This window comes from Mesorhizobium sp. M0698 (assembly GCF_040320455.1).
Classification (GTDB): Bacteria; Pseudomonadota; Alphaproteobacteria; order Rhizobiales; family Rhizobiaceae; genus Mesorhizobium.
Genome location: NZ_JAMYPQ010000019.1, coordinates 17,148 through 43,894 on the forward strand (window position 1 = coordinate 17,148; position 26,747 = coordinate 43,894).

The following is a 26,747-nucleotide window of genomic DNA, read 5'->3' on the forward strand; positions in this document are numbered from 1 at the left end:
ACCTGGTTACAGAATAGTGCGTAATTTACATGGGGCGACCAGCGTTTAGGGTCAAGTTTCGCTGCGCAGCGTGATCCCTAAATCATGGAAGAGACAAAGAAATGGAACCTATTCTCCTTTACGGCTTCCCGCTGGGAAGTTCGATGGGGCTTGTCGCTGCTTTTGAACGCCTCGAACAACGCTACCGCCTGTGTCGTGTCGACATGCTCTCTGAGATGAAGAACGATGCCTATGCCAGCATCAACGGCCGTCAGGAAACGCCGGTGTTGATCACCGACGAAGGCAGGGTGCTCACCGAGACCATGGCGATTGCCGCTTGGCTCGAAGCCCGCGATACGCAACGCCGTATCAGCTTCGAGCCTCGCTCGCCGGAGGCCGACCGGATGCACCAGCTAATGGCTTTCGTGAACACCGGTTTCACCGCCGCCTTCACCCCGCTCTGGGCCGCATATGAAATGGAATCGGCGGAACCGGTGCTGCTGGCGACCTTGCGTGATTTCGGCCGCAAGGTCGTTACCAACCGCCATGACCAGCTTGAGGCGATGATCGTCGACACGGATTTCCTGGTCGGCGGCCGGCTGACGCTTGCCGATACCACGCTGATCGGCGTGGCGCGCTGGGCGGAGTTCCACCAGGCGGTCGACGGCGCCGCTTATCCCAAACTGGCGGCGCTCCGCCGCCGCATCGAAGCCGATCCGGCCGTGCGATACGCGCTCGCTGTCGAGGCTGGCGAAAAGCCCGCCGGGTCAGGCGCTTGCCTCGGTCACGTGCCGCTGGCCGAGGTGATCGATCGCTTCGCGGCCTAATCCGTTCGTTCAGCCGCCCGGCGCCCCGGCGCCGGGCGGTGGCGACAAGCGTGCGGAGATCGGCTATCATACGGGCGTTCTTGAAGTGGCAGCTGCGGGCGGCCATCCTGGCGGTGACCGCCCCGACACACGGGAGAAAGGTTATGGCCGGCTTTCATGTCATGGCGGACGCACGTGGAATGCATGTACAGCCCACGGTGCGCCGCATCAGCACCGAGGATCTGATCGATGCGCTCCGTCTCGGCGTAGAGGATTTTTGGGCCAAGCCGTCGCATTATGTGTTCCTGTGCCTGATCTATCCGGTGGTCGGCCTGATCCTGACGCAGTGGACCTCGGGCTCGAACGCCATCCAACTCATCTATCCGCTGATGTCCGGCTTCGCTTTGGTCGGTCCGTTCGCCGCTATCGGCCTTTACGAAATCAGCCGCCGGCGCGAGTTCGGCATGGATACATCCTGGTGGCATGCGCTCGACGTGCGCCACTCGCCGGCGCTGCCCGCGATTGCAGTCATCGGTATCACGCTGGTGGTACTGTTCCTGCTCTGGCTGTTCACCGCGCAATCGATCTACACCAGCCTGTACGGCAATCAGCCTCCGGCCTCTATCGTCGGCTTTATTCGCGAAGTGCTGACGACCAGCAAGGGCTGGACGCTGATCCTGCTCGGCAACCTGGCCGGGTTCGCCTTCGCCGCGATCGTGCTGGCGACGACTGTCGTCGCCTTTCCGCTGCTGCTCGACCGCGACGTCGGCGCGGTCTCGGCAGTCGAGACGTCGGCGCGCGCAGTTATGACAAACCCGCTGCAGATGGCGCTGTGGGGCCTGATGGTCGCCGTGCTCCTGGTCATCGGCTCGATCCCGCTATTTGCCGGGCTTGCCGTCGTCATGCCCATCCTTGGCCACGCGACCTGGCATCTCTACCGCAGGGTGGTCGAACCGGAGCGGGCAGAGCAGGTCAGGCGGCCGATGTAGGACCGATCAGCGTTGCGCGTCGGTTGCCATCTTGACGGCCAGCGCGGTCAGCACCGTGCCCATCATCCAGCGCTGGATCACCAGCCATAGCGGCCGCCCGGCGAGGAAGATGGCGATCGAGCCGGCCGTCACCGCGATGATGGCGTTGACGGTCAGGCTGATCGCGACCTGCGTGGCACCGAGCACCAGAAGCTGCGACAGCACGTGGCCCTTGCCGGGGCTGATGAATTGCGGCAGCAGCGACAGATAGAGCACTGCCACCTTCGGGTTGAGCAGGTTGGTCATCAGGCCCATGGCGAACAGCTTGCGCGGCCTGTCTTTCGGCAGTTCGCGGATCTGGAAGGGCGAGCGCCCGCCGGGCTTCACCGCTTGCCAGGCGAGCCACAGCAAATAAAGCGCGCCGCAAGGCGCAGCACATCATAGGCAAAGGGCACGGCGAGCAGCAGCGCGGTGATGCCGAACGCCGCCGACAGCACATAGAACAAAAAACCGAGCGCCACACCGCCCAGCGAGATCAGCCCGGCCTTCGGCCCTTGCGACAGCGAGCGCGAGATCAGATAGATCATGTTCGGGCCGGGCGTCAGCACCATGCCGAGGCAGACCAGCGCGAAGGCAAGGTGGTTGGCGGGTTCAGGCAAGAGCGCATCTCCGGGTGGGGACACTCACCACATGCTTCCATCACCCGCAAGGGCATGACGGCAGGAGCCTTTGCGCCAGCGCGCCGGGCCCCCTGCCTTAGTTGCCAATCCCATCGCCTTCAGCCGACGATGCGCAGGTTCGACAATTCGTTGGCGATTTCCTTGAAATTGTCGGACAGCGTCGCGCCGGTTGCATTCCAGAACAGCTTGGCAGGCTTGCTCGGGTCGGCCGAATCCTTGCGGAAGCGCGAATCCGACGAACACGCCTTCAGCGCATCGATTGCCTTCTTGTCGCTGGCATCTGTGGGCGACAGGTCGAGCGCCACCGTCATCACCAGAACGTTCGAATTCTTTGCATTGGCGCAGAGCGTTTTCATCTGCTCGTCGAGTGCTGCCGTGTAGTTGGCACCGGTATAGGTGGTCTTGCCGATATCGGTGCTGGTATTCATGAACAGGCGGGTTACGCTTCCAGATCCCGGATAGGTCAGCCCAGTGTAGCCGTAGGCGGCGTAGGTCGACCTGTTGTTGGCGTAGCTGCCGTCGCTGACGGCACTATAAGTATTGGCTCCGTCGGTCAGCACCACGACCACCTTGTCGTTGCCCCTCTCGCTGTTCGGCCGACCATCGGTGAACGGTGGGTTGCTCGATACAGTTCGCCAGCCCCAGGCAAGGCCCTCCGGCACGTTGGTGTTGCCGTTCGGCGCCATGGCGTCGATGGCGTCCTTGATCTCCTGCTTCTCTGCGTCCTGGCTGACGTCCTTCAACGGCGTGATCGGGTTGGTGGTGCAGGAGGAATTCGGCCCATCGCCCGCGGCTGCGGATTGCGAACCGTATGGCTTTACCAGGAAATATTTGCGCATGTCAGACTGGCGCTGGGAAGCGGTAGGACCGGCGACATAGGGCCAATCGGCCCACCAGTTGTTGCCGTAATTGTAGGACGTGCTGATGACGTCGTTGATGCCGTCACGGTTGAAATCGAGCCACAGAGTGCCAGCCTCATCCGGGGCGAACATCGGCACGAAAAGCGTGGCCGGCGCGGCTGTATCGGGCGTGGTGTCGTCGACATTGTAGGGATATGGCCGTGCTTCGACGCAACCTTGCCAGCTCGCATAGCGGCTTGTGGTGTAGATATATTCCGGTGCGCTCCAGTGGCCGTACTGGCAGGTGCCGTTCTTCTTGTATGTGTCGCAGACATATTGCTTCGAATTGGGTACCTCTTCGCGGCCCGATTCGACCGTCATGTCGGCGTAGAGGCTGAAACGCGTCAGCGGCTGGTCCTTGGTCTCGCCCCAGCCGGTGCCGCGCTTGTACCAGACGCCGTTGAGCTTCTCGGCATATTTGTCCGGATTGTTGGCGGCACTCATCGTCGTCCAGTCGAAATCCTCGTGCTGGATCGGGGAGATGCCGTCCTGATCCATCCAGCTGTCCTGGTCGTGGGTAGGGCCGACATTGACCGAGGCCGCAAACGGCACGAGAGAAAACTGCACCGGTTTGGTGATCTGCTTCATCTGCTGCGCCTGAAGCGCCAGCGTATCGACAAGCTGCTTGGCGGCCGACTTCAGCAGGTCTATTCGCTTCTCGCCGGTGCCGGAGCCGAGATCGCTCATCGAGCCGGAATTATCCAGCACAAGCGCGACTTCGAGGGTGTTCTTGAGGCGGAGTTCCGAACATTCGGTGAAGGTCGTGTCGCTTGCCGTGCCGCCGATCAGCAGGCTGGCGGCCGGTAGAAAATAGGGGTGGAAGGTGAGGCCGGCGCAGAGCTTCAAGGTGCCGCCGCCGGCATTGTTGTTGGGCAGCGTGACGGTCAGCGCTGTGTTCGCCGGGTCGATACGTGCGAGATTGGTTTCGAAAAATGTCTTGGCGTAGGCCTTGACGTCGTCGTCGCTGGCGCCGGCAACGATCTGCTGGGCGGCGGCGAGGCCGGCCGCATCAAGTGCGTTCAGCGTTTCGTGCTTTTGGCGCAGCAACTCCCCGTAATCGACACTGAGCGCCAACCCGCCCATCAGCGGTACAATGGTGATTGCGGTCATTAAGGAGTAGTTGCCACGTCTGTCGCGTCGGAAATTTCCGATCATTGCCTTCAGCATTCCCGCCCGCCCTGTTTTTTTCCGGACGATGCCACGCATTTTTAAATTTCCGATTGCTAAAATACGTTCAAGGTCGGCACGGTTTTTCAATGCCCGTTAACCACACGTCCGCAATCGGCAATGCTGCTCCGCGGCAAAGCCCCATAAGGCTCTGAAAAAGAAGGCTTTCGCCATCACGTCCTCGCCGGCGTCCCCGGGCGGCAATCTTGCGGGCACAACGAAAGCTGGTGACAGAGCGAAGCGCTTCGGTTAATCCGGGCCGGCCGCTACGGACCGTCGGTCGCGGCGCTTGCAAGCATCATGGTACAGGGACAACGGCATGGCGGATTCGCCCGACATCATCGGTTCGCTCGCAGACCTGTCGGGAGCCTATTCAGCCATCCTGTGCGACGTCTGGGGCGTGGTGCACAATGGCGAATGGCATTTCCCGGCGGCGGCTGCCGCGCTGATCGCTGCTCGCGCGGCGAAAATACCTGTCGTGCTGATCACCAATTCGCCGCGTCGCAGCGCCGACGTGGTGGCACAGATGAACGCCATCGGCGTTCCGCCCGCCGCCTACGACCGTGTCGTGACGTCCGGCGACGTTACCCGCGACCTGATCGCCGAAGGGCCGCGAAAGATCTTCCACATAGGCGCCGATCGGGATTTCACGCTCTATGAGGGCCTCGACGTCGAACTCGTCGAGGAGTTCGAAGCATCCGGCGTGGTCTGCACCGGCCTGTTCGACGACGAGGTGGAGAAGCCGGAAGATTATGCCGATCTTCTGCAGAGGCTGCGTGCCAGGAACCTGCCCTTCATTTGCGCCAATCCCGACATCGTCGTCGAGCGCGGCGAACGCATGATCTGGTGCGCAGGCGCTTTGGCCCGCGAATACGCACAGCTTGGCGGACGCACGCTGATCGCCGGCAAACCCTACGCGCCGGTCTATGACGTCGCCATGAAGGAGATCGCCGTCATTCTCGGCCGCCGGGTCGAGCGTTCGCAAGTTCTGGCCATCGGCGACGGCATGATGACCGACATCAAGGGCGCGGCCGACAATGGCTTCGACGTGCTCTACGTATCGGGCGGCATCCATGCCCGCGATTACGGTGAGACGCTGCAGCCGGATCCGGCCAGGCTCGCGGCCTTCCTGGAAAAATATGGCTACAGGCCGGTCGCGGTGATTCCCAGGCTGCAATAGGTTCAAGCCATGACGGCCATGTTCGAACGCATTTCCGCAACCGCACCGCTGCCGGCCCATCTGCGCGGCGGCGTGGTGGCTATCGGCAATTTCGACGGCGTCCACCGCGGCCACCAGGCGGTGCTCGAACGCGCGCGCGCCGAAGCGGAGCGTCGCGGCGTACCCGCCCTGGTGCTGACCTTCGTACCGCATCCGCGAAAGGTGTTTAGGCCGGACATGCCGTTGTTCGTGCTGACGCCGCCGCCGATGAAGGCGCGGCTGTTGTCGCATCTGGGCTTTGCGGCGCTGGTCGAACAGCCGTTCACACGCGAGTTCGCCTCCTTGTCGGCGGAGGCCTTCGTCACCGGCGTGCTCGAGCGCAACCTCGGCATAAGCCACGCCGTTACCGGCTTCGATTTCCATTTCGGCAAGGACCGCCAGGGCGGTCCGGCCTATCTGATGGCTGCCGGCGAGCGCCACGGCTTCGGCGTCACGCTGGTGGATGCGTTTCGCGACGAAAGCGCCGAGGTGGTGTCGTCGAGCCGCATACGCACGCTGCTGTGCGAGGGCAATGTGGCCGAGGCCGCCGGCTTGCTCGGCTACCGTTTCACCGTCCAGGCGGAGGTGATCGGCGGCCAGCAGCTCGGCCGGACACTCGGCTTTCCGACCGCAAACATGAGGCTTTCGCCGGAAGCCACCCTCAAGGAAGGGATTTATGCCGTCCGCTTCCGCCGCGCCGACGGTTCGCTACATGATGGCGTCGCCAGCTTCGGCCGCCGGCCGACGGTCGACGACAGTGGCGCGCCGCTGCTGGAGACCTTCGTCTTTGACTTTTCCGGCGACCTCTATGGAGAGATTTGTGCCGTGTCCTTCTTCGGCTACCTGCGCTCGGAGGTGAAGTTCGATGGGCTTGACGCGCTGGTCGCCCAGATGAAGCGTGACGAGGCCGAGGCGAAGGCACTGCTCGCCGGCGTCAGGCCGCTTTCCGGGCTGGACGCGGCCATAGCTTTTTAGAGCATGGTCCCGAACTGAAGGTCAGCGAAGCAAAAACTGGGAACCGGTTTTCCGATTAAGATCATGCTCAACCAGAATTTATCTCTTCAGTGCCAAGCCAAGGGCGATGAAGGTCCAGCCCTGGAAGATCAGGTCGACGGCCAGGAACAGGCCGAGCACCCACACGCTGTTGACCGGCCAGCCCATGGCGATGACCAGTCCCGCCAGTGCGCTGATGATGCCGGCCGCGACCACCCAGCCCCAGCCCGGCTGCGGCCGGTGGCTGTAGCCTACCCAGGCCCTGAGCACGCCTGAAGCAAGCAGCGCGACCGCCAGGAGGAAGGTCAGCACCGTCGAGGCGAGGACCGGATTGTCGAAGGCGAAGAAGCCGGCGACGGCGTAGAGGAGGCCGCTGAGCAGCCAATAGAAGAAGCGGCCCCATGTCTTCACGCCGAAGGCATGGATAATCTCAACAATGCCGGCCATCAGCATCAGCCAGCCCACGACAAAGACGGAGGCGACGGTTGCGATGAACAGATTGCCGAAGGCGATGCCGCCGAAGACAAGCAGCAGCACCCCGAGCGCCACGAACCACCCCCATTTCGCCCGCGTCTGGCCAATGGCGTCTTTCATGGCATCGCTGTGCACGGTCATTGCCCTTCTCCCTCAAGGTTGCCTAGCTTCTTTGTTCCGGAAGGTAGCGCCGATCGCCTTGCCCGTCCAGCGAGCAGGCTGTGAGCGCCACACTCCCGAGCGATCCGCTAGACCTCCGTTTTTGACCCGAAGCGGCCAAATACCAGATGGAATAATTCGATCATGTGGGGGGTGAGCCAGTGCTAAAAGATAACAAGCGGGTTTACGGGCGACCCGTCGTCCCGTGTATTCGCCGCGGCGCAAGTGTAACGAAAATTCCCAGTGCTGGCATTGGCCCTTTATACGATGACGTGTGCTGCTGCTATATGCCGTTTTCTACGCTTGATGAGGCTAGGGAAGCAAAATGAGCGATGCGGACGAACACCTCGATCTGACGGAGATCAACGCCGTCCGCAGGTTGTTGACCTCAAAGCCTCGAACGGTCCGCTGGGACGAACGCCGGGCACGGCTCGACGAAGTCGGTTCGGTGTGGCCAGTCGCGGAGGACATCCGATGCGAGCATGTGGTTTTCGATGGCCTCGCGGGCGAGTGGTCCCTGGCGCCTGGGAGTGACAGGGATAAGGTTCTGCTCTTTTTCCACGGTGGTGGCTACTGCTCCGGCTCCCTTAAAAGTCATCGTCGAATGGTTACCGAGGCAGGTCGGGCAATGGGAATACGCACCCTCGCGATCGACTATCGCCGCGCACCGGAACATCCTTTCCCTGCGCAACATGAAGACGCACTCACCGCATGGCGCTTTCTGAGCCGGCAAGGCATCGCGTCGGATCGCATCGTGGTTGGCGGAGACAGTGCGGGCGGCAACCTCACTCTGTGCCTGGTCAGTATATTGCGCACGGCAGGCGAGCCGTTGCCGCGATGTCTTTGGCTGGTTTCGCCTTGGACGGACCTTTCGATGTCCGGCGCGACACTATCAACCAAGGACGCAATCGACCCTATCATCCACCGGGCGTATTTGGAGGAACTGGCAACGGCCTATGTTCCCAATGGCGTTGGTCGGCGCGATCCGCTGATCTCGCCTTTGTTCGCCGATCTGAGCGGATTTCCCCCAATGCTGATACAAGCCGGTTCGGCCGAGACGCTGTTGTCGGACGCAACTCGGCTCGCCGAAGCCGCTGGCGCGGCTGACGTTAAAGTAGGTCTCGAAATTTGGCCTCATATGATTCACGCTTGGCCGGTTTGGAATGCGGGGTTGAGCGCCGGTCGCCGCGCTCTTCACAGCGCAGGCATGTTTGTCCGCGAATGTTTGTAACCCCTGCCGAGGCAACTGCTATCGTATTCCAAACACTTGATCTGGAATCTTGGTGCGCCAAACAATCGACTGCAACGCGGAACAGGCCGGCCAACGCTGCCAATGTTGCGGATATTAAGTCAAATTTTACCGAACTGGCGCCATGGCTTCAGTCAAGGCTGGTTGTATCGGCCAATGCGTTCGACGTATGGAGTAACGATGCGGTCTGTCCCGACGATCTTGGCCGCATTCATGCTCGGCACCTGCGGCGTTGCCAAGGCCGGCGAGGGAACCTTCGGCTGGCTGTCCGGAGACTGGTACCTGACGGTCGGCGCCACCGGCATGGTTGCCCCGAATTTCGAGGGCGGCAAGAAGTACCTGCTCAGTGCCTCGCCGATCATCTCGCTCGGCAAGGCTGGTCCCGCGGCGCGCTTCACCTCGCGCAACGACAATATCTCATTGGCATTGATCGACGATGGCGGCGTCCGCGCCGGCCTGACGGGCAAGTTCCTGTTTTCCCGCGACGGTGGTGACGCCGACGAATTGAAAGGCCTCGACCCGGTGCGCTGGGGCGGCGAGGCCGGCGGCTTCTTCGAATTCTATCCTTTGGATTGGCTGCGTGCCCGCGCCGAATTGCGGCACGGCATTCGTGCCCATAACGGCTTTGTCGCCGACATCGCCGCCGACGCCTTTTACGATGTGACGCCCGATGTCAGGATTTCGGGCGGGCCGCGCGTTTCGTTCGCCTCATCGGACTATTTCGACGCCTATTACGGCGTTGATGGCAAGGAGTCCCTGGCCTCGGGGCTCAGCGAATATCATCCGGGCGGCGGGGTGAGGTCGGCGGGCCTGGGCGGCGCAGTGACCTGGAAGGTGACCGAGCCGATGACGGCCAGCCTGTTCGGCGAATATTCCCGCCTGATGGGCCCGGCCGCCGATTCCAGCCTGGTCAAGGAGCGCGGCTCCAGGGATCAGTTCATGATCGGCGTGTCGACGACCTATCGCTTCGATTTTTCGATGTGAGCGGGTAGGCGTCGGCTCATTTGATCAAACGGCTGTCGAACGGATAACGGTATAGGCCCGCAATCGTAATGCGTGTCGCATCGTCATGGGTCGGGTTGAGCAGATAGTTGTTTGCTTTGCGCATTATGATCGAAGGAATTTTCATGAGCGCGTAACGATTGGCCGAGAGAAAGTCCGTGCCCTGTCGCCGTGTCGATTCCATATCCTTGTCCCAGCCGTCATGGATAACCGGTTCGGTCATTTCTATTCCGTCCGGAACATCGATTTCGATAAGCTGGTAGGTTTCCGGAACGGTTTCGCGCGTCGCATGCACCAGTATCTCCAGCAGTGCCGTCGAAGGGTGGTCGGTGCAATACACGATGGGCATCCCGCGCCTGTTCCATCTTCCATCAACGAGCGTTCCGCCACGACCCGAGAGATCCGCGAAATTGGAGATGCGCCAGATGCGCATCGTCAGGCAAGCATGCCAAAGTCGATGCGGATAAGCTCTTCGGAAACGACGTGGGCGCCGGTCTCTGTCTCGAGGAGATCGATCGGCCTTGCACCATCCAATGCTATGATCTCGCTTCTCAGCCAACGCTGGGCTTTCTCATGGCTGCCGAATACACGATCCGCCTGCTCGGCGATGCGTTCTAGGCGCAGGGCGCGGTCGGATTCAGCTGGCGAAAGCGGCTCGGCACGTTCCTTGCGACGCGCCAGCGTGCGGCGGGGGGCAACGATACGATAGAGTTCTTCGCTACTGAAACCCAGACTGCGCAGATGATCGATCTTGTCCGTAGGGACGGAAAAGTCGTGTGTTGCGCGAATTGCCCTTGCTGCGACCGACATGAACGTCTCCTTGGCACAGGCCATTCCGCTTGCCATTTGCCTACAAATGTATGCGCAATTGGCACATGACGCAAGGAAGCATCAGAGTTCGGGCTTTTCAACGTCGCCTGTCTCGGTTAAAAGCCCAGCCATGACGAGCTTTTCGCGCCTTCCCGCGACTGCGATACGAATTACAGGCCCGGTGTTCCGGGCGGCTTGACCGCCGCCGGAGCCGCCGGGAATCTTGCGCGCGCCTCTCGCGCTTTTTCCAGATCATGATAGTTCAACGCCCGGGCTCTTTTGCCGCCGGGCAACGCATATGGCAGACGAATGACTGATACCGAGACCGCCGAGACGATCGATTATTCCAAAACGCTCTACCTGCCGCAGACGGATTTCCCGATGCGCGCCGGTTTGCCGGAAAAGGAACCGCTGCTGGTCAAACGCTGGCAGGACATGGATCTTTACCGCAAGTTGCGCGAAGACGCAGCCGGCCGCGAAAAATACGTGCTGCACGACGGCCCACCCTATGCGAATGGCAACATCCATATCGGCCATGCGCTGAACAAGATCCTCAAGGACGTCATCACCCGCTCGTTCCAGATGCGCGGCTATGACTCGAACTATGTACCCGGTTGGGATTGCCACGGCCTGCCGATCGAATGGAAGATCGAGGAGCAGTACCGCGCCAAGGGCAAGAACAAGGACGAGGTGCCGGTCAACGAGTTCCGGCAGGAATGCCGCGAGTTTGCGGCGCACTGGATCAAGGTGCAGGGTTCCGAATTCCAGCGGCTCGGCGTCGTCGGCGACTTCGACAATCCCTATACGACAATGGCTTTCCATGCCGAGGCGCGCATCGCCGGCGAGCTGCTGAAATTCGCCATGTCCGGCCAGCTCTATCGCGGCTCCAAACCGGTTATGTGGAGCGTGGTCGAGCGCACCGCGCTGGCCGAGGCGGAGGTCGAATACCAGGACTATGAGTCGGACACGATCTGGGCGAAGTTTCCGGTCGTCAGCCTCGCTCGCCAGGTCATCAACATCGAGGATGGGCAGCCAGCCCTGGACCCCAAGCTGACGCAGACGTCGCTCGATCTGCTTGATGCCAACGTCGTCATCTGGACTACGACGCCCTGGACAATCCCCGGCAACCGCGCCGTCAATTACTCGCCGCGCATCAACTATGGTCTCTACGAGGTTACGGCCGCCGAGAACGCCTTTGGTCCTCAGCCCGGCGAAAAGCTGATCTTTGCCGAGAAACTTGCGGACGACGCTGCCGCGAAGGCCAAGGTCACTCTGAATCGGCTTCGCAGCGTTGGCGCCGAAGAGCTTGAAAACCTTACGCTTTCGCATCCCCTCAAAGCTCTGGGCGGCGGCTACGATTTTCCCGTGCCGATGCTCGCCGGCGATCACGTCACCGACGATGCCGGCACCGGTTTCGTCCACACCGCGCCGGGACATGGCCGCGAAGACTTCGACGCCTGGATGGATGCTGCCTCTGATCTTCGCCAGCGTGGCATCGACACCGCGATCCCCTTCACCGTCGACGATGCCGGCTTCTTCACCAAGGACGCGCCGGGCTTCGGCCCGGACCGCGAGGATGGAGCGGCGCGCGTCATCGACGACAATGGCAAGAAGGGCAACGCCAACCAGGCTGTCATCGACGAGCTGATCAAGCGCAACGCGCTGTTCGCGCGCGGCCGCCTGAAGCACTCTTATCCGCATTCCTGGCGCTCGAAGAAGCCGATCATCTTCCGCAACACGCCGCAATGGTTCGTCTATATGGACAAGGAGCTTGGCGACGGCACGACGCTGCGCAGCCGCGCTCTGAAAGCCATCGACGATACCCGCTTCGTACCCGCCGCCGGCCAGAACCGCATCCGCGCCATGATCGAGGAGCGCCCTGACTGGGTGCTGTCGCGCCAGCGCGCCTGGGGCGTGCCGATCGCCGTCTTTGCCGATGCCGACGGCAATGTGCTGCGCGACGAGGCAGTCAACCAGCGCATCATGGACGCCTTCGAGAAAGAAGGCGCCGACGCCTGGTTCGCCGTCGGCGCCAAGGAGCGGTTCCTCGGCAATCACGATGCCTCGAAATGGCAGCAGGTCATGGACATCCTCGATGTCTGGTTCGATTCAGGCTCGACGCATGCCTTCACGCTTGAGGACCGGCCCGACCTGAAATGGCCGGCCGACGTCTATCTCGAAGGCTCCGATCAGCATCGCGGCTGGTTCCACTCCTCGCTGCTCGAAAGCTGCGGCACCAGGGGCAGGGCGCCCTACGACACCGTCGTCACCCATGGCTTCACCATGGATGAGGAGGGGCGGAAAATGTCGAAGTCGCTCGGCAACACCGTCGTGCCGCAGGACGTCATCAAGCAGTCCGGCGCCGACATCTTGCGGCTGTGGGTGGTGACGACCGATTATTGGGAAGACCAGCGGCTCGGCAAGAACGTGCTGCAGACCAATATCGACGCCTACCGCAAGCTGCGCAACACCATCCGCTGGATGCTGGGCACGCTCGCCCATGACGACGGCGAGGAGGTGCCGCTGGACAAGATGCCGGAACTGGAGCGGCTGATGCTGCACCGGCTCGCTGAACTCGATGAAGTCGTACGCTCGGGCTATGACGCGTTCGAATTCAAGCGCATCACCCGCGCGCTGCTCGACTTCATGGTGGTCGAGCTGTCGGCCTTCTATTTCGACATCCGCAAGGACGCGCTTTACTGCGAAGCGCCTTCCAGCGTGAAGCGCAAGGCTTCCGTGCAGGTGGTGCGCCATCTCTTCGACTGCCTGGTGAAATGGCTGGCGCCGATGCTGCCCTTCACCATGGAAGAGGCTTGGCTCGACCGTCATCCGGATGCGGTCTCCCTGCATCTCGACCAGTTCCCGGAAATCCCGGCGGACTGGAGGAACGAGGCGCTGGCGGAGAAGTGGCGCAAGGTTCGGCAGGTTCGCCGTGTCGTCACCGGCGCGCTGGAAATTGCCCGTGCGCAGAAGGTCATCGGCTCTTCGCTGGAAGCGGTGCCGGTCGTCACCCTCGACGATGCCGCGCTCGAAGCGGCGATCGCCGATGTCGATATGGCCGAGATGGCGATCACCAGCGATCTGGTTATCGTGCACGGCAAAGCGCCGGCGGGCAGCTTTACCCTCGACGACGTCAAGGGCGTCGCCGTGGTCGTCGAGAAAGCGGAGGACCGCGGCCTTGTGAAATGCGCGCGCTCCTGGCGCTACACCGCCGATGTCGGATCAGATCCGGAATTCCCGGATGTTTCGGCCCGTGACGCCGCTGTTCTGCATGAGCTGAAGGCTTTGAGCCGTCTTTAAGGCGGTGCACAAATGCCACGGCGGGCGGCCGATCGGCCCCCGCGCGTTGCCCTTAACGAGTGGTTGAGGTAAACACGCGAAACTCCGGACGACAAATTGTCGCCGGAATTCCGTCGGAAGAGCATAGGCGATGGGGACCGGACCTTTCTTTGGCCGGCGGCAATCGAGAGGCTGTCTACAGTGGGACTTTTTGGCATGACCGAGAGAACTTACGCGCGCGTTGCGCTGCTGGCGCCGCTTGTCGTATCGGGCCTCGCCTTGTCCGGCTGCATGGGCTCGCCCACTTACGGAACCGACAAGACCGCGGGCGCGCAGCTGGCTGGCGACCTCACCGGGGCTTTTTCCTTCGCACCCAAGCGCAAGGAGAGTATCGACTACAAGCCGCGCCCCACGCTGGTGAAGCCAGGGCCGGGGCAGAAGGAAGTCTTGCCGCCGCCGCAGGAAAGCATCGAGACGGCAAGCGCCGAATGGCCCGAATCGCCGGAGCAGCGCCGTGCCCGCCTGCGCGCCGATGCCACCCTGCATCAGGACGACCCGGCCTACCAGGCGCAGGTCATCGATGACGTGCAGACGGATCCGGCGTCGGTCAAGGCCGCGCTGAAGCAGTCGGGCTCGAGCCACCCGCCAGCCTGGACTCCGGCCGATTCGGACAAGAGCCGCGCCGCGGAAATCATGCGCCGCCGGGCTGAAGGCAAACAGGGCGACCCGACCACCCGCAGATATCTGAGCGAGCCGCCGGTGCAATACCGCGCTGCCGCCGCCAGCGCGCCGCAGGGTGACCTCGGCGAGGACGAGTACAAGAAGGAACGCCGCCTCAAGAGGGAGGCGGCCGCCAAGAGCAAGAGCAGCGGCATGTTCGACTGGCTGCCCTGGTAGACTGACGGCCCCAGAGACTTTCTGGCCTGGATTTGCCTGGCTGGATTTGGATCTTCGGCCCCGACCAGAAATCAGGGTCCGCGTCGCTCGCGAAAAAAGTCCTTCAGCAATGCTGCTGCTGCGTTCTCGGCCATGCCCGGATAGATGTCGGGCACATGGTGGCAGGTCGGTGACGTGAAGAAGCGAACGCCGTTGACCACTGCGCCGCCCTTCTCGTCGGCAGCGCCGAAATAAAGCCGGCGCAGCCTGGCGAAGGAGATGGCGCCGGCGCACATGGCGCACGGCTCCAGCGTCACATAGAGATCGTGGCCGCTGAGCCGCTCGCTGGAAAGCTTGCGGCAGGCCTCGCGGATCGCCAGCATCTCGGCATGGGCGGTCGGATCGGCAAACTCGCGGGTGCGGTTGCCGGCACTCGCAACGACCGTATCGCCGCCGACGACGACCGCGCCAACGGGCACTTCGCCACGCAGGGCGGCGGCTTCGGCTTCTTTCAGCGCCAGCGCCATGAAATCCTGCCGCTTCACGCGGTTTCCATTCCGATTATCTCCTCGCCACTAGAGCGCGATCCTGTTACTACCCGCGCAAACGAGCAAAGGCCACATGGACGACAAAAACAAGAAATTCCCCCGCAAGGCCGGCCCGAAGCCGGCAGGGACGCGTGGTCGCGATAGCGCTCCCGGCAAGGGCGGCAAGCCGCCCTTCGGCGCCAAAAAACCTTACGCTCCGCGCGGCGACCGGCCGGCGGCGGCCGAAGGCGAACGGCCGAAGCGCGACTTCAAAGGCGGCGACAGGCCGTTCAGCAAAGGGCCGCGTCCGGAAGGCAAGCCTTATGAACAGCGCGAGGGTCCACGCAAGCCTTATGCGCCGCGCGGCGACCGGCCGGCAGCTGCCGAAGGCGAGCAGCCGAAGCGCGACTTCAAAGGCGGCGACAGGCCGTTCAGCAAAGGGCCGCGTCCGGAGGGCACGCCTTATGAAAAGCGCGAAGGTCCGCGCAAGCCTTACGCACCGCGCGGCGACCGGCCAGCAGCTGCCGACAGCGAGCGCGGCGAGAGGCGCTTCGACCGTCCCAAGCGTGATTTTAGCGATCGTCCCAAGCGTAATTTTGGCGGCGATCGACCGCAAGGGGTACAAAGGGCACAGGCGGCATCGGAAGGCGGCTTCAAGCCGCGCCCGCGTCGCGTCGAGGCAACGGAAGAAGCCGGCGAACGCATTGCCAAGCGGCTGGCGCGTGCCGGCCTGGCCTCGCGCCGCGACGCCGAGGAACTGATTGCGGCCGGCCGCGTCAAGGTCAATGGCAAGGTGTTGTCCTCGCCGGCCTTCAACGTCATGCCCGGCGACATCATCCATCTCGACGGCATGGAGATCCCACCGATCGAGCGCACCAGGCTGTTCCTGTTCCACAAGCCGGCCGGCGTGGTCACGACAAACCGCGATCCCGAAGGCCGCAAGACCGTCTTCGACGTGCTGCCGCCCGAGCTGCCGCGGCTGATGACTATCGGCCGGCTCGACATCAACACCGAAGGCCTGCTGCTGCTCACCAATGATGGCGGCCTGTCGCGCGTGCTCGAACTGCCGGCGACCGGCTGGTTGCGACGCTACCGCGTGCGCGTCCACGGCAAGGTCGAGGAAAGCGCGCTTGCCGGCCTGCGCGAAGGCATTGCCGTCGACGGCGTCTTTTACGGCGCCATCGAAGCGACGCTCGACCGCGAGCAGGGCTCGAACGCGTGGCTGACACTCGGCCTGCGCGAAGGCAAGAACCGCGAGGTCAGGAACATCCTGGGCGCGCTCGGTCTCGACGTGACGCGGCTGATCCGCATTTCCTACGGGCCGTTCCAGCTCGACGATTTACCGGAAGGCCATGTGCTGGAGATCAAGGGCCGCGTGCTGCGCGACCAGCTCGGCGAGCGCCTGGTCGAAGAGTCCGGCGCCAATTTCGATGCCGATATCGCCAAGCCGTTTTCCAACAAACCGGTCAGGCGTGAGCGCGAGGAGGAGCCCGAGCGGCCGAAATTCACCCGCGACGGCGAACGCCGGCCGATCGGCGAGGGCGGCCTGATCAAGAACCGCAAGCGGCGCGAGGGCAGCCGCGACGAAGCGCTCGGCAAGCTGTCGACAAGCCCTGACAGGAGCTTTGCGCCAAAAAAGAGCTTTGGCGAGCGTGGCCCCAGACCTGAACGCAGCGACTTCGGGGACAAACCCCGTGGCGATAAGCCTCGTGGCGGCTTCGGTGGGAAAAAATCCGAACGCGAGCAGCGGCCGATCGAGCCGCCGGGCCAGCGCAAGGCCAATGTCTGGATGGCGCCGGGCGCACGGCCGATCGGCAAGGGCAGGGCGGAGGCAGACGCCGCCAAGGCGGCAGAAAACAAGGCGCGCAAGGCATCGTTCAAGCCGTCTTACGGCAAGCCCGGCGGCAAGCCGCAAGGCGGCGGTGCAAAGCCGTTCGGCAAACCGCGCGGCGAGCGCCCGGATGGCGGTGGCGACCGGCCGCGCGGCGGCCCGAAAGGAAGCAATGCGGATCGTCGGCGGTGAGTTTCGCGGGCGTCCGCTGGCGACGCCCCGCACCTTTGCCATCCGCCCGACCACCGACCGCACGCGTGAGGCGGTCTTCAACGTGCTGGCGCATCGCTTTCCCGAAAGACTGGACGGCGCGCGCGTGCTCGACCTGTTCGCCGGCACCGGCGCGTTCGGCCTCGAAGCGCTGTCGCGCGGCGCCTCCTACGCTGTCTTCATCGAGGAATCCGCCGAAGGGCGCGGCCTGATCCGCACCAATGTCGAGGCCTTCGGCCTCACCGGCCGCACCAAGATTTTCCGCCGCGACGCGACGGGCTTGGGCGAGGCGGGCACCATCGCCACATTCGGCATGGTCTTTGCCGATCCGCCCTATGGCAAAGGCCTTGGCGAACGCGCCTTGCGCTCGGCGAAAGCAGGCGGCTGGCTCGCCCCCGGCGCGCTATGCGTCGTCGAGGAAGCGGCGGCGGCGCCGTTCGAGGCAGGGCCGGGCTTTTCGGTTGTCGACGAGCGCAACTATGGCGAGACGGTCATCCGGTTCATCGAGGCCGCCTGAGTTCGGCTTCCACGATGGCGCCTTCAAAATGACGAACAATTCGCTTTGCCTCGACCAGCAACCCCGCCTATCGTCCCACTACAAACCGGAGCCATCTATGACATTTCAGGCTGAATGGCTGCGCGGAACGCTCTTGGGACTGGCTCTGGTGATGGCCGCGCCGGCTCTGGCGGATAACAATCCTGACGATGGCGTCGTCACCGATTTCCTGCTCGACAACGGCATGGAGATCGTCGTCATCCCCGATCACCGCGCCCCCATCGTCACCCATATGGTCTGGTATAAGATCGGCAGCGCCGACGAGCCGCCGGGCAAGTCCGGCATTGCCCATTTCTTCGAGCATCTGATGTTCAAGGCGACCAGCAACCATGCGGCGGGCGAGCTCGACCGTGCCGTCGCCGCCATCGGCGGCTCGGACAACGCCTTCACCTCCTACGACTACACCGCCTTTCACGAGACGGTGGTGCCTCAGGCGCTCGGTGAGATGATGGGCTTCGAGGCCGACCGCATGCGCAATCTCATCCTCAACGACGACGTCATCAAAACCGAGCGCGACGTCATCCTCGAGGAGCGCCGCTCGCGCATCGATAGCAATCCGCAGGCGGTGCTCGACGAGGAGATCGACGCCACGCTGTGGCAGAACCAGCCGTACCGCATTCCGGTCATCGGCTGGATGCAGGAGATGGAGAAGCTGAACCGCACCGACGCGATGGCCTTCTACAACAAATATTATACACCCAATAACGCCGTGCTGGTGGTGGCCGGCGATGTCGAGCCGGAAACGGTCAAGGCGCTGGCCGAAAAGACCTATGGCAAGGTCGCGCGCGGCCCGGATCTGCCGCCGCGCATCCGCCCGGTCGAGCCGGAGCAGAACACCAGGCGCACGGTGACGCTGACCGACGGGCGCGTCAGCGTGCCGAGCTTTACCACGCAATGGGTGGTTCCGTCCTATCACACGGCAAAGCCCGGCGAAGCCGAAGCGCTCGACGTGCTGTCCGAAATCCTCGGCGGCGGCAACCGCAGCCGGCTCTACCAGGAGCTTGTCGTCAGGCAAGGCATCGCCGCCGAGGCCGGCGCCTTCTTCCAGGGCACCATGCTCGACGACACCAATTTCACCGTCTACGGCGCGCCGCGCGGCGATGCCAAGCTTGCCGACATCGAGGCCGCGGTCGACGCCGAGATCGCCCGCATCGCGAAAGACGGCGTCACCAGCGACGAGCTGGAAAAATCCAAGGACCGTTTCGTACGCTCGATGATCTTTGCCCGCGACAAGCAGGAGGACATGGCCAACATCTACGGCTCGACGCTCGCCACAGGCGGTAACGTCCAGAACGTCCAGCAATGGCCGGACCGCATCCGCAAGGTCACCGCCGACCAGGTCAAGGAAGTCGCTGCCCGCTATCTCAATCTCGACCACGCAACGACCGGCTATCTTCTGCCGCAAACCCAAGCTGGGAATTGATTTGATGATGAGCCAGCATGGTCCCGCTCTGCCTTCCCCCCTCGTGGGCTCCTCACCTTCTCCCACAAGGGGAGAAGGGAAGCGCCAGCACGCCGGCCCTCTGCTAGCAACCCTGTTCCTCTCCCTTCTCTTTCTCCTCCTGCCGGCGCTTTCCGCTCGCGCCGCCATGAACATCCAGGAGGTGACCTCGTCGAAGGGCATTGCCGCCTGGCTGGTGGAGGATTATTCGGTGCCGATCGTCGCTATCCGCTTCGTTTTCGATGGCGGCGCGACGCAGGATCCGCCCGGCAAGGAAGGGCTTGCCAATCTGATGAGCGGCCTGTTCGACGAAGGTGCCGGCAACCTCGACAGCGAGGCCTTCCAGATCAAGCTTGACGATGTCGGCGCCGAGATGAGCTTCGATGCGCAGCGCGACGGCATCTACGGCTCGATGCGCATGCTGGCCGAGCAGCGCGACGGCGCCTTCGACCTGTTGCGGGTGGCGGTCAACCAGCCGCGCTTCGACCAGGTGCCGATCGACCGCATCCGCGCGCAAATCCTGTCCGGCATCATCGCCAACGAGCGCGATCCCGACACGCTCGCCCAACGCAAATGGCTGGACGCGATCTACGGCAGGCATCCCTATGCGCGGCCCGACCAGGGCACCAGGCAAAGCATCGCGACGATCACGCCGGCCGATCTCAGCGCCTTCCACAAGGCAAGTTTCGCCCGTGACGGCCTGCATGTCGCGGTGGTCGGCGCCATCGACGCCGAGACGCTGAAGCAGAAGCTCGACCTGGTGTTCGGCAGCCTGCCGGAAAAGCAGGCGCTCACGCCCGTTCCCGACATCGACCTGAAGCTCGGCCAGCAGCTCGAGGTCGTTTACGACCAGCCGCAGGCCTCGCTGCAACTCGCCTATCCCGGCGTGAAGCGGAATGCGCCGGATTTCTTCGCCGCGGTGCTGATGAACGAGATCCTCGGCGGCGGCACCTTCACCTCGCGGCTGTTCGACGAGGTGCGCGAGAAGCGCGGCTTGGCCTACAGCGTCAGCTCCGACCTCGTCGACCACCAGCATTCCGAGGCGCTGTCCATCACCACCTCAACCCGCGCCGATAGGGCGGCCGAGACGCTGGCCGTGGTGCGCGACGTGGTCAAGCGCATGGCCGATGAGGGGCCGACCGAAGCCGAGCTGGCGGCGACCAAGAAATACATGATCGGCGCCTATGCCATCAACAATCTGAATTCCTCCGGCGCGATCGCCTCAACGCTGCTCGAGATCCAGCTCGGCAAGCTCGGCATCGACTACATGCAGCGCCGCGCCGCCCTGATAAACGCGGTGACGTTGGACCAGGTGAAAGCGGTGGCGAAAAAGCTGCTCTCCGCCGAGCCGGCCGTCATGGTGGTCGGGCCGAAGCTCGGCGCGGCCAACAAGGGATGAGCCCTAGCTTCGGCATCGCCTTTGGCGGCGGCGGGGCGCGTGGGCTGGCGCATATCCATGTCATCGAGGCGCTGGACGAGCTGGGCATAAGGCCGGCAGCAATCGCCGGCTCGTCGATCGGCGCCATCATGGGCGCCGGCATGGCCTCGGGCATGACCGGCAAGGACATCCACGACTATACGCGCTCGATCCTCGGCCGCCGCGCCGAAGTGGCAACGCGCATGTGGCGGGCGCGGCCCGGCACTTTTGCCGAGGCGATGCAGGGCGGCCTGCGGGTCAGCCAGTTCAATGTCGAGCGCATCCTCAAGGCGTTCCTGCCCGACGCCATTCCCGAGACCTTCGCCGAATTGAAGATACCGCTGAAGGTGACCGCAACGGACTTTTATGGCCACCAGCTCGCGGTGTTCGACGAAGGCGAGCTGCATTCGGCGCTGGCCGCTTCGGCGGCGATCCCGGCGGTGTTCCGCCCGGTGATGCGCGACGGCAGGCTGCTGATCGACGGCGGCATCTACAATCCCGTGCCGTTCGACCTGATCGAGCTCGACGCCGACATCATCATCGCCGTCGACGTGGTCGGCGCGCCGACCGAGGCCGGCCGCAAATTCCCGACCTCCGTCGACCTGATGTTCGGCGCCACGCAGCTGATGATGCAGTCGATCATCGCCAGCAAGCTGAACCAGAGCCGGCCCGACATTCTGATCCGGCCGGCCGTCTCGAAATACCGGGTGCTCGATTTCATGAAGGTCGAGGCGCTGATGGCAGAGACGGTGGCGATCAAGGACGAGCTGAAGCGCGAGATCGAAAAGGCGGTCGAGGCCCGGGCCAAAGCCGAAGCCAGCAAGCGCACCAACCGTCTCGGCGGATGACCGTAATCAAGCGTCCGGCGTCAGCGCCCGCTGGACCATGAGCGTATCCTTCGTAAGTGACGCGGATCAGCTCGCGATTGGCGGCCATCTCAGCCCCACTTCATCTCGCCGGTGGCAACCTTGGAGCCGATGTCGAGCGCAACGCCCATGCCGAGGCCGGGGAAGCGGGCTTCCATGGCGCTCTTCAGTGCGGCCGCGTCCTTGGCCTTGGCCAGTTCTTCCTCGAAGGCGATGAGATAGGTCTTGGTGTGCTCGACGCCTGAAAGGTCCGTAGCGGCCTCAGGCGTCATGTGCCCGGGCACGACGATTGCCGGCTTGCGCGCCGCGATCTTTTCGAGATTGGCGAGCCAGGCGGTGCGCAGTTCCCTGGTCGGCGTGTCGGCGGTCCAGACATGCACGCCGGCAAAGATCATCACCCCGCCGAACACCGCATTCAGCGACGGCACGAAGAGATAGCGCCGGTTGGCGAGGCCTTCCGCGGCGACGATCTCGATGGTCTCGCCATCGACGCTGAGCGTCTTGCCGTCGAATGCTTCGGGGATGGCGACGTCGGCCAGCGCCTGCGGGCCATTCTCCTTCAGCTGCGGCCCCCAGACGGCGAGCTTCTTTTCGACATTGCCGTTGATGGCGGCCACCGTCTCGGCTGCGGCGATCACCCGTGCCTGCGGGAACGCCTGCTTGATCGGCTTGAGGCCGAAATAATAGTCCGGGTCGGACTGGCTGACATAGATGGTGGTGAGCGTCTTGCCGGTCGCCTTGATCGCCTCGGCCACGGCCCGGCCGTCGGGATAAGTGAAACCGCCATCGATCAGCACGGCTTCGGCGGCGCCGGAGACCAGCACCGGGGCGCGGAAGAAGCCGTTTTGCCCGGCGGGGAAATGTTTCCAGGAAAGCCCGCCGGCCGCATGGCCAAGCCCGGCGGGAGCAAAGACCGCGGCAGCGCCGGCGGCGAGGGTGGTTTTCATGATGGCTCTCCGTGTGAACATGGATGTCTCCTGGGAATGCGGAACTCGGCGGCGCGCAGCCTCGATGCCCGCAAGATGGCAAAAGCGGAATGCGTATTGAAGGCCGACAAAATAGACGTAATGTATGCCATTGCCTGACAATGAGACTGCCTCTGCCATGAGCGAAGCATGAACCTGAACCGGCTGGCCTATTTCGCGGCGGTGGTCGATGCCGGCTCGTTCACGCGGGCCGCCGAGCGGCTGGGCATCACCAAGGCGGTGGTCAGCCAGCAGGTGGCGCGGCTGGAGCGCGATGTCGGAACGACGCTGCTGATCCGCACGACGCGGCGCGTCCATCCGACCGAGGCCGGCCGAACGTTCCATGCCCGCTGCCTGCAGGTCCTGCAGCAGGCCGAGGATGCATTCGACGAGCTCGCGCAGGCCGCCGCCGAGCCGACTGGCACGCTGCGCATCGCCGCGTCCAACGACTACGGCACATCGGCGGTGGTGCCGGTGGTCGCCGCCTTCAGCGCGCGCTATCCCGCCTGCCGGGTGGAGCTGACGCTGGGCGACGAGACGATCGACCTGGTTTCCGGCCACATCGACGTGGCCATCCGCGTCGGCTGGCTGGCCGATTCCAGCCTGCAGGCCCGGCGCATCGGCACCTTCCAACAATTCATGGTATGCGGCGCCGGCTTTGCAGGCCGGTTCACCGCCGGCGAACCGCAAGACCTCGCCGGGCTGCCCTTCGTCGCCAACATGGCGCTGCGCGAACCGCTGCTATGGCAATTTTCGCGCGGCGATGACGAGCAGCAGGCCGTGCGCATGCAGGCAACGATTTCGATCGACGCAACTCCGGCAGTGCTGGCAGCGGTCCGCGCCGGCGCCGGCCTGTCGGTGCTGCCGGACTTTTTGGTGCGGGACGAACTGGCCGCCGGGCGGCTGGTGCAGATCCTGCCCGAGTGGCGGCTGCCCTCCGGCGGCATCTACACAGTCTACCCCGCCGCCCGCTTCCGCCCGCCCAAGGTGACGAGGTTTGTCGAGATGCTGATCGCGGCCGAGCAGAAGCTGGAGGCAGGCGGGCGGGGGCGCTGATGGGCGAAGCTGCGATCTCCCCGCTTGAGGGGGAGATGGCCGGCAGGCCAGAGGGGGTCGGTTCGACCGGGCGCGGCCTCCCTCTTGCGTCGGTAGGGGTTGGCGCATTACGCGAGACGCCCCCCTCTGCCCTGCCGGGCATCTCCCCCTCAAGGGGGGAGATTGGCTCATCACTCCATCCCAGCCGCATACTCCAGCGCCACCACGCCGTTGCTGAATTGCCTGGCCGAGATCAGCTCGAGCGGCAATTGTGCGCCGGGCGGGAACAGCAGCTTGCCCTGGCCGACGGCACCGGGATAGCTGAGCAGGCGGATGCGGTCGACAAGGCCATGGCGCAGCAATTCCTGCGCGACGCTGAGGCTGCCATGCACATAGATGTTGCCGCCGCTGCCTTGCTTCAGCCCTCTGACCGCGTCCGGCAACGCGCCCTGCAGCAGCTCGGCCGGCTGCCAGTCGAGCGCCTGCAAGCTCGTCGAGGCGATATATTTCGGCAGCGCATTGAACCGGTCGGCGAAATCTCCGGTCTCCTTGGGCCACGAGCCGGCAAAAATCTCATAGGTCGTGCGCCCCAACAGCATGGCGCCACTGTCGGCAAGCTCGTCGTCCTTGAATTTCTGCATCTCATCGTTCCAGGCCACGCTCGGCAGCTTCTCGACCTCGGCAATGCCATCGACGCTGATGAATTCGGTAATGATGAGTTTTCTCATGGCGGGTTCCTTTCTGGCAGGGCCGAATGGCGCGGGCCTTATGCGACATGCGCCGTCAACTAGCGCGGCGCTTTTTCAGGGGGAGGGTTTTCCCTGTTCGCTTCCAAAGACCGATACCGTGGGAAAAGCTTCTCCGACCTGCCCATCGTTCGGTCATGCCACAAGGTCCGCATCGGAGGCCGGTCTTTTTTGCCGATTGGATCTGGGTCGTAGTCACCGGCTGGCTACAGGTTGGCGATACCGGCTTTCAGCAGTCCTTCGCGGACGTGCTGCACATCAGACTCCTGGGCAAAGTGCAGGGTGGCGATAAATGAATCGAGGTCGAATTGGGGATCGAGCGTTCTGATCTTGCCTAGATGCGCCGCGGCCGCGATTTCGTCGCCGAGCCAGCCGTAGCAGGCAGCGGCGAAAGCGTGCTGAGCCGAGTCCATGGTTGACAGATGCATGAAAGCTTCGATCGCCTCGCCATACTGGCGCGCGGCGAAATGCGCCTTTCCCAGATGGCTCCAGAACCTCTCCGGGTGGTGCGGGTTCAACTGCATTGCCTTGCGGATCCATTCAATTCCCTCTTCCGGCCTCCCGAGCCACGTCAATAACTCGCCTTGCTGCACCACCACGAGGTCGTAATTGGGATTGAGGGCCAGCGCCCGCTCTTGATGGTAGCGCGCTGTGGTCAGCTCATTGTTGTTCACGTTCACTGCCGCGAGAATGCGGTGGACATCGGCATCGTTGTTGTCCAGCGCCAGCGCCCTGTCCAGCGCCGCCATGATGTTGTTCCAGATGGCATCCCTGTCTTCGCACCAGTTATGGACCCAGGCCTGGCCAAGAATGCAGGCCCGCCAGGCATGGGCATGGGCATAATTGGGGTCGAGCGTGACGGCCCTTTCTATCAAGGTTTGCGCGCGTTCATTATCTGCAACCGTGCTTCGGTGATGCAGCACCTTGGCAGCAAGCACACATTCATACGCGGCCATGTTTGCGGGTTTCGCCCGCGCGAGCTGGTCCCGCTGAGCCGCCTCGACACGACCGGGCAGCGTGGCTGCGATCGCCGCGGTCACCTCATCCTGAATCGCGAATATGTCGTCCAGCTTCCGGTCATACTTGTCTGCCCAAATATGAGCGTCATTCGCCGTGTCGATGAGCTGAACCGTCACGCGCACCCTGTCGCCAATCTTGCGGACACTTCCCTCCACCAGGTATTGGACGGTGAGTTTCTCGGCCACCTCGCGCACATTCACGGCGCGGTTCTTGTAGACGAAGCTGGAATTGCGCGAGATGACGAACAGCTCATGGTGGCGGGACAGTTCGGTGATGATGTCCTCGGTCAGTCCGTCCGCGAAAAATTCCTGCTCGGGGTCGCCGCTCATGTTGGTGAATGGCAGCACCACTATCGAAGGTTTCGAGATGGATCGCTTTGCCTCGACTTCTGGCAGGGCAGGACTGTCAAACCCAACGCGATAGAGGCGAACCGGGCGGCTGATGTTCTTCAGCGTCTTCTCGCCCAGGTCCTCCATGGCAATTTCGAGACGGTCGGCAATTTGGGTCGCCACCGCTGCGGTCACGCAGATACCGCCGACGTCGGCGAGTTGCTCGATGCGCGAGGCAATATTGACGCCGTCGCCGAAAATATCCTCATCGTCGAAAATGATGTCGCCGAGATTTATGCCGATTCTGAATTCGATACGCCGTTCTTGCGGCACATCCGAATTGCGCCGTTTCATGCGCTGTTGGATTTCCACGGCGCATTTCACGGCATCGGTCACGCTCTGGAACTCAACGAGCATGCCGTCTCCGGTGGTCTTGATGATCCGGCCCTTGTTCTTCGCGATGGCGGGATCGACCAGTTCTATGCGATGGGTCCGAAGGCGTGCGAGCGTGCCGGATTCGTCGGCCTCCATTAGCCGACTGTAGCCCGCCATATCGGCAGCCAGAATTGCGGCTAGTCTCTGTTCCATCGCTTGAACCAAAAACCAAGCCTATCCTTCCTGGGCTGCCAAATCCAGCAATTTGGGCTTGTGGCTGAATCAAGACGTCTTTTACAGCAGCAGCAAGAAAGGGCGGATCAGAACCCTCCGCCTGGTGGCTGCGAACTCGATCGCATCAATGGCGGGAGGGATCCGCGCGGCGTCAAGCTCGTCGAGGCGATATATTTCAGCAGCGCGTTGAAGCGATCGGCAAAATCTCCGGTCTCCTTGGGCCACGAGCCGGCAAAGGTCTCATAGGTCGTGCGCCCAAAAGCGTGGCGCCGCTGTCGGCAAGCTCGTCTTCCTTGAACTTTTGCATCTCATCGTTCCAGGTCACGCCCGGCAGCTTCTCGACCTCGGCAATGCCATCGACGCTGATGAATTCGGTGACGATGAGTTTTCTCATGGCGGGCTCCTGACGGTCGGGGGGCGGATGGCGCCGGCCTTTTGCGACCGCTCTGTGGAAAGTAGCGGTGCTCTGCTGTTTTTAGCTAACGCGGGATAGGTATGCCAAAGCTGCCGTTAATTCGTAATTCTGAGAGCAGCTCTCGGGTGATTAGAAAAGATACACGAGCAGGTTTGAAGACTCGCCGCAGAACTGATAGGCGTCTTCACACGAGGTCTCCCCTCGCATACGCGCTGTAGTAACTGCGGCGTAAGAGCTAATG

General features: G+C 63.2%; 23 protein-coding genes and 1 pseudogene. 14 read left to right on the top strand and 10 right to left on the bottom strand.

Translation table 11 applies throughout. The annotated features are described in order from the left end of the window. Window positions 1–101: 101 nt before the first annotated feature. Both NKI16_RS27410 and NKI16_RS27415 read left to right on the top strand, forming a co-directional pair. A complete protein-coding gene (locus NKI16_RS27410) occupies window positions 102–806 on the top strand; it encodes a glutathione S-transferase family protein (protein ID WP_352624301.1) in 705 nt (234 codons plus the stop codon). Window positions 807–949: 143 nt separating this feature from the next. Then, a complete protein-coding gene (locus NKI16_RS27415; RefSeq protein WP_023674335.1) occupies window positions 950–1,774 on the top strand; it encodes a DUF2189 domain-containing protein in 825 nt (274 codons plus the stop codon). Window positions 1,775–1,780: 6 nt separating this feature from the next. Here NKI16_RS27415 and NKI16_RS27420 read toward each other — a convergent pair. Both NKI16_RS27420 and NKI16_RS27425 read right to left on the bottom strand, forming a co-directional pair. Further along, window positions 1,781–2,412, bottom strand: a pseudogene (locus tag NKI16_RS27420) (LysE family translocator). Window positions 2,413–2,531: 119 nt separating this feature from the next. Continuing rightward, a complete protein-coding gene (locus NKI16_RS27425) occupies window positions 2,532–4,487 on the bottom strand; it encodes a pilus assembly protein (RefSeq protein ID WP_023674337.1) in 1,956 nt (651 codons plus the stop codon). Between the two features lie 331 nt (window positions 4,488–4,818). Here NKI16_RS27425 and NKI16_RS27430 point away from each other — a divergent pair, with 331 nt between their 5' ends. Continuing rightward, window positions 4,819–5,679 (top strand): TIGR01459 family HAD-type hydrolase, encoded by an 861-nt coding sequence (locus NKI16_RS27430; protein ID WP_023674338.1) that lies wholly within the window; start codon window positions 4,819–4,821, stop codon window positions 5,677–5,679. Between the two features lie 9 nt (window positions 5,680–5,688). Continuing rightward, window positions 5,689–6,672, top strand: coding sequence for a bifunctional riboflavin kinase/FAD synthetase (locus NKI16_RS27435; RefSeq protein ID WP_023674339.1), 984 nt, complete (start codon window positions 5,689–5,691; stop codon window positions 6,670–6,672). A 78-nt stretch (window positions 6,673–6,750) separates the two neighbouring features. Here the strand turns inward: NKI16_RS27435 and NKI16_RS27440 are convergent, their stop codons facing one another. Continuing rightward, on the bottom strand, window positions 6,751–7,305 hold the full coding sequence (locus tag NKI16_RS27440) for an HdeD family acid-resistance protein (protein WP_023674340.1): 555 nt from the start codon (window positions 7,303–7,305) through the stop codon (window positions 6,751–6,753). A gap of 343 nt (window positions 7,306–7,648) precedes the next feature. Between NKI16_RS27440 and NKI16_RS27445 the strand changes: the two genes are divergently transcribed. Together NKI16_RS27445 and NKI16_RS27450 are read left to right on the top strand one after the other, a co-directional pair. Next, window positions 7,649–8,554, top strand: coding sequence for an alpha/beta hydrolase (locus NKI16_RS27445; RefSeq protein WP_031211148.1), 906 nt, complete (start codon window positions 7,649–7,651; stop codon window positions 8,552–8,554). 198 nt (window positions 8,555–8,752) lie between these two features. Then, window positions 8,753–9,556 (top strand): MipA/OmpV family protein, encoded by an 804-nt coding sequence (locus NKI16_RS27450; RefSeq protein WP_352624302.1) that lies wholly within the window; start codon window positions 8,753–8,755, stop codon window positions 9,554–9,556. A gap of 16 nt (window positions 9,557–9,572) precedes the next feature. Here NKI16_RS27450 and NKI16_RS27455 read toward each other — a convergent pair whose 3' ends face one another. Next, a complete protein-coding gene (locus NKI16_RS27455; RefSeq protein WP_352624303.1) occupies window positions 9,573–10,007 on the bottom strand; it encodes an RES family NAD+ phosphorylase in 435 nt (144 codons plus the stop codon). Between the two features lie 2 nt (window positions 10,008–10,009). Beyond that, window positions 10,010–10,384 (bottom strand): Xre family toxin-antitoxin system antitoxin, encoded by a 375-nt coding sequence (locus NKI16_RS27460; RefSeq protein ID WP_352453467.1) that lies wholly within the window; start codon window positions 10,382–10,384, stop codon window positions 10,010–10,012. Window positions 10,385–10,693: 309 nt separating this feature from the next. On the opposite strand from NKI16_RS27460, the gene ileS reads away from it, so the two are divergent. Further along, window positions 10,694–13,684, top strand: a complete 2,991-nt coding sequence (ileS, locus tag NKI16_RS27465) for an isoleucine--tRNA ligase (protein ID WP_352624304.1) — start codon at window positions 10,694–10,696, stop codon at window positions 13,682–13,684. 195 nt (window positions 13,685–13,879) lie between these two features. Further along, on the top strand, window positions 13,880–14,560 hold the full coding sequence (locus NKI16_RS27470; RefSeq protein WP_352624305.1) for a hypothetical protein: 681 nt from the start codon (window positions 13,880–13,882) through the stop codon (window positions 14,558–14,560). 71 nt (window positions 14,561–14,631) lie between these two features. Here NKI16_RS27470 and NKI16_RS27475 read toward each other — a convergent pair whose 3' ends face one another. Further along, entirely contained in the window at window positions 14,632–15,084 is a 453-nt protein-coding gene (locus NKI16_RS27475) for a nucleoside deaminase (protein ID WP_292653914.1), read from the bottom strand. 76 nt (window positions 15,085–15,160) lie between these two features. Between NKI16_RS27475 and NKI16_RS27480 the strand changes: the two genes are divergently transcribed. From NKI16_RS27480 to NKI16_RS27500, 5 genes are all read left to right on the top strand, one after another. Beyond that, window positions 15,161–17,089: a pseudouridine synthase gene (locus tag NKI16_RS27480; RefSeq protein ID WP_352624307.1), complete on the top strand. Its 1,929-nt coding sequence runs from the start codon at window positions 15,161–15,163 to the stop codon at window positions 17,087–17,089. After that, window positions 17,070–17,624, top strand: coding sequence for a 16S rRNA (guanine(966)-N(2))-methyltransferase RsmD (rsmD, locus tag NKI16_RS27485; protein ID WP_352624308.1), 555 nt, complete (start codon window positions 17,070–17,072; stop codon window positions 17,622–17,624). The genes NKI16_RS27480 and rsmD overlap by 20 nt, the downstream gene beginning before the upstream one ends. 97 nt (window positions 17,625–17,721) lie before the next feature. Then, on the top strand, window positions 17,722–19,086 hold the full coding sequence (locus NKI16_RS27490) for a M16 family metallopeptidase (protein ID WP_352624310.1): 1,365 nt from the start codon (window positions 17,722–17,724) through the stop codon (window positions 19,084–19,086). A gap of 166 nt (window positions 19,087–19,252) precedes the next feature. Further along, window positions 19,253–20,503: a M16 family metallopeptidase gene (locus NKI16_RS27495; protein ID WP_502897628.1), complete on the top strand. Its 1,251-nt coding sequence runs from the start codon at window positions 19,253–19,255 to the stop codon at window positions 20,501–20,503. Beyond that, on the top strand, window positions 20,500–21,369 hold the full coding sequence (locus NKI16_RS27500; RefSeq protein WP_352465401.1) for a patatin-like phospholipase family protein: 870 nt from the start codon (window positions 20,500–20,502) through the stop codon (window positions 21,367–21,369). Before NKI16_RS27495 ends, NKI16_RS27500 begins: the two co-directional genes overlap by 4 nt. An 89-nt stretch (window positions 21,370–21,458) precedes the next feature. Here the strand turns inward: NKI16_RS27500 and NKI16_RS27505 are convergent, their stop codons facing one another. After that, complete coding sequence (locus NKI16_RS27505) at window positions 21,459–22,355, bottom strand: MBL fold metallo-hydrolase (protein ID WP_352923915.1); 897 nt, start codon at window positions 22,353–22,355, stop codon at window positions 21,459–21,461. A 147-nt stretch (window positions 22,356–22,502) separates the two neighbouring features. On the opposite strand from NKI16_RS27505, the gene NKI16_RS27510 reads away from it, so the two are divergent. Further along, window positions 22,503–23,408 carry a LysR family transcriptional regulator gene (locus NKI16_RS27510; RefSeq protein WP_352680688.1) on the top strand — a complete coding sequence of 302 codons (906 nt, stop codon included), beginning with the start codon at window positions 22,503–22,505 and terminating at the stop codon, window positions 23,406–23,408. A gap of 170 nt (window positions 23,409–23,578) precedes the next feature. On the opposite strand, the gene NKI16_RS27515 is transcribed toward NKI16_RS27510, so the two are convergent. The 3 genes from NKI16_RS27515 to NKI16_RS27525 form a co-directional block, all read right to left on the bottom strand. Continuing rightward, window positions 23,579–24,115, bottom strand: a complete 537-nt coding sequence (locus NKI16_RS27515; protein WP_352783244.1) for a dihydrofolate reductase family protein — start codon at window positions 24,113–24,115, stop codon at window positions 23,579–23,581. A 224-nt stretch (window positions 24,116–24,339) separates the two neighbouring features. Beyond that, on the bottom strand, window positions 24,340–26,070 hold the full coding sequence (locus tag NKI16_RS27520) for an adenylate/guanylate cyclase domain-containing protein (protein WP_352783241.1): 1,731 nt from the start codon (window positions 26,068–26,070) through the stop codon (window positions 24,340–24,342). Between the two features lie 196 nt (window positions 26,071–26,266). Beyond that, window positions 26,267–26,485 (bottom strand): dihydrofolate reductase family protein, encoded by a 219-nt coding sequence (locus tag NKI16_RS27525; RefSeq protein ID WP_352783239.1) that lies wholly within the window; start codon window positions 26,483–26,485, stop codon window positions 26,267–26,269. Window positions 26,486–26,747: the final 262 nt, after the last annotated feature.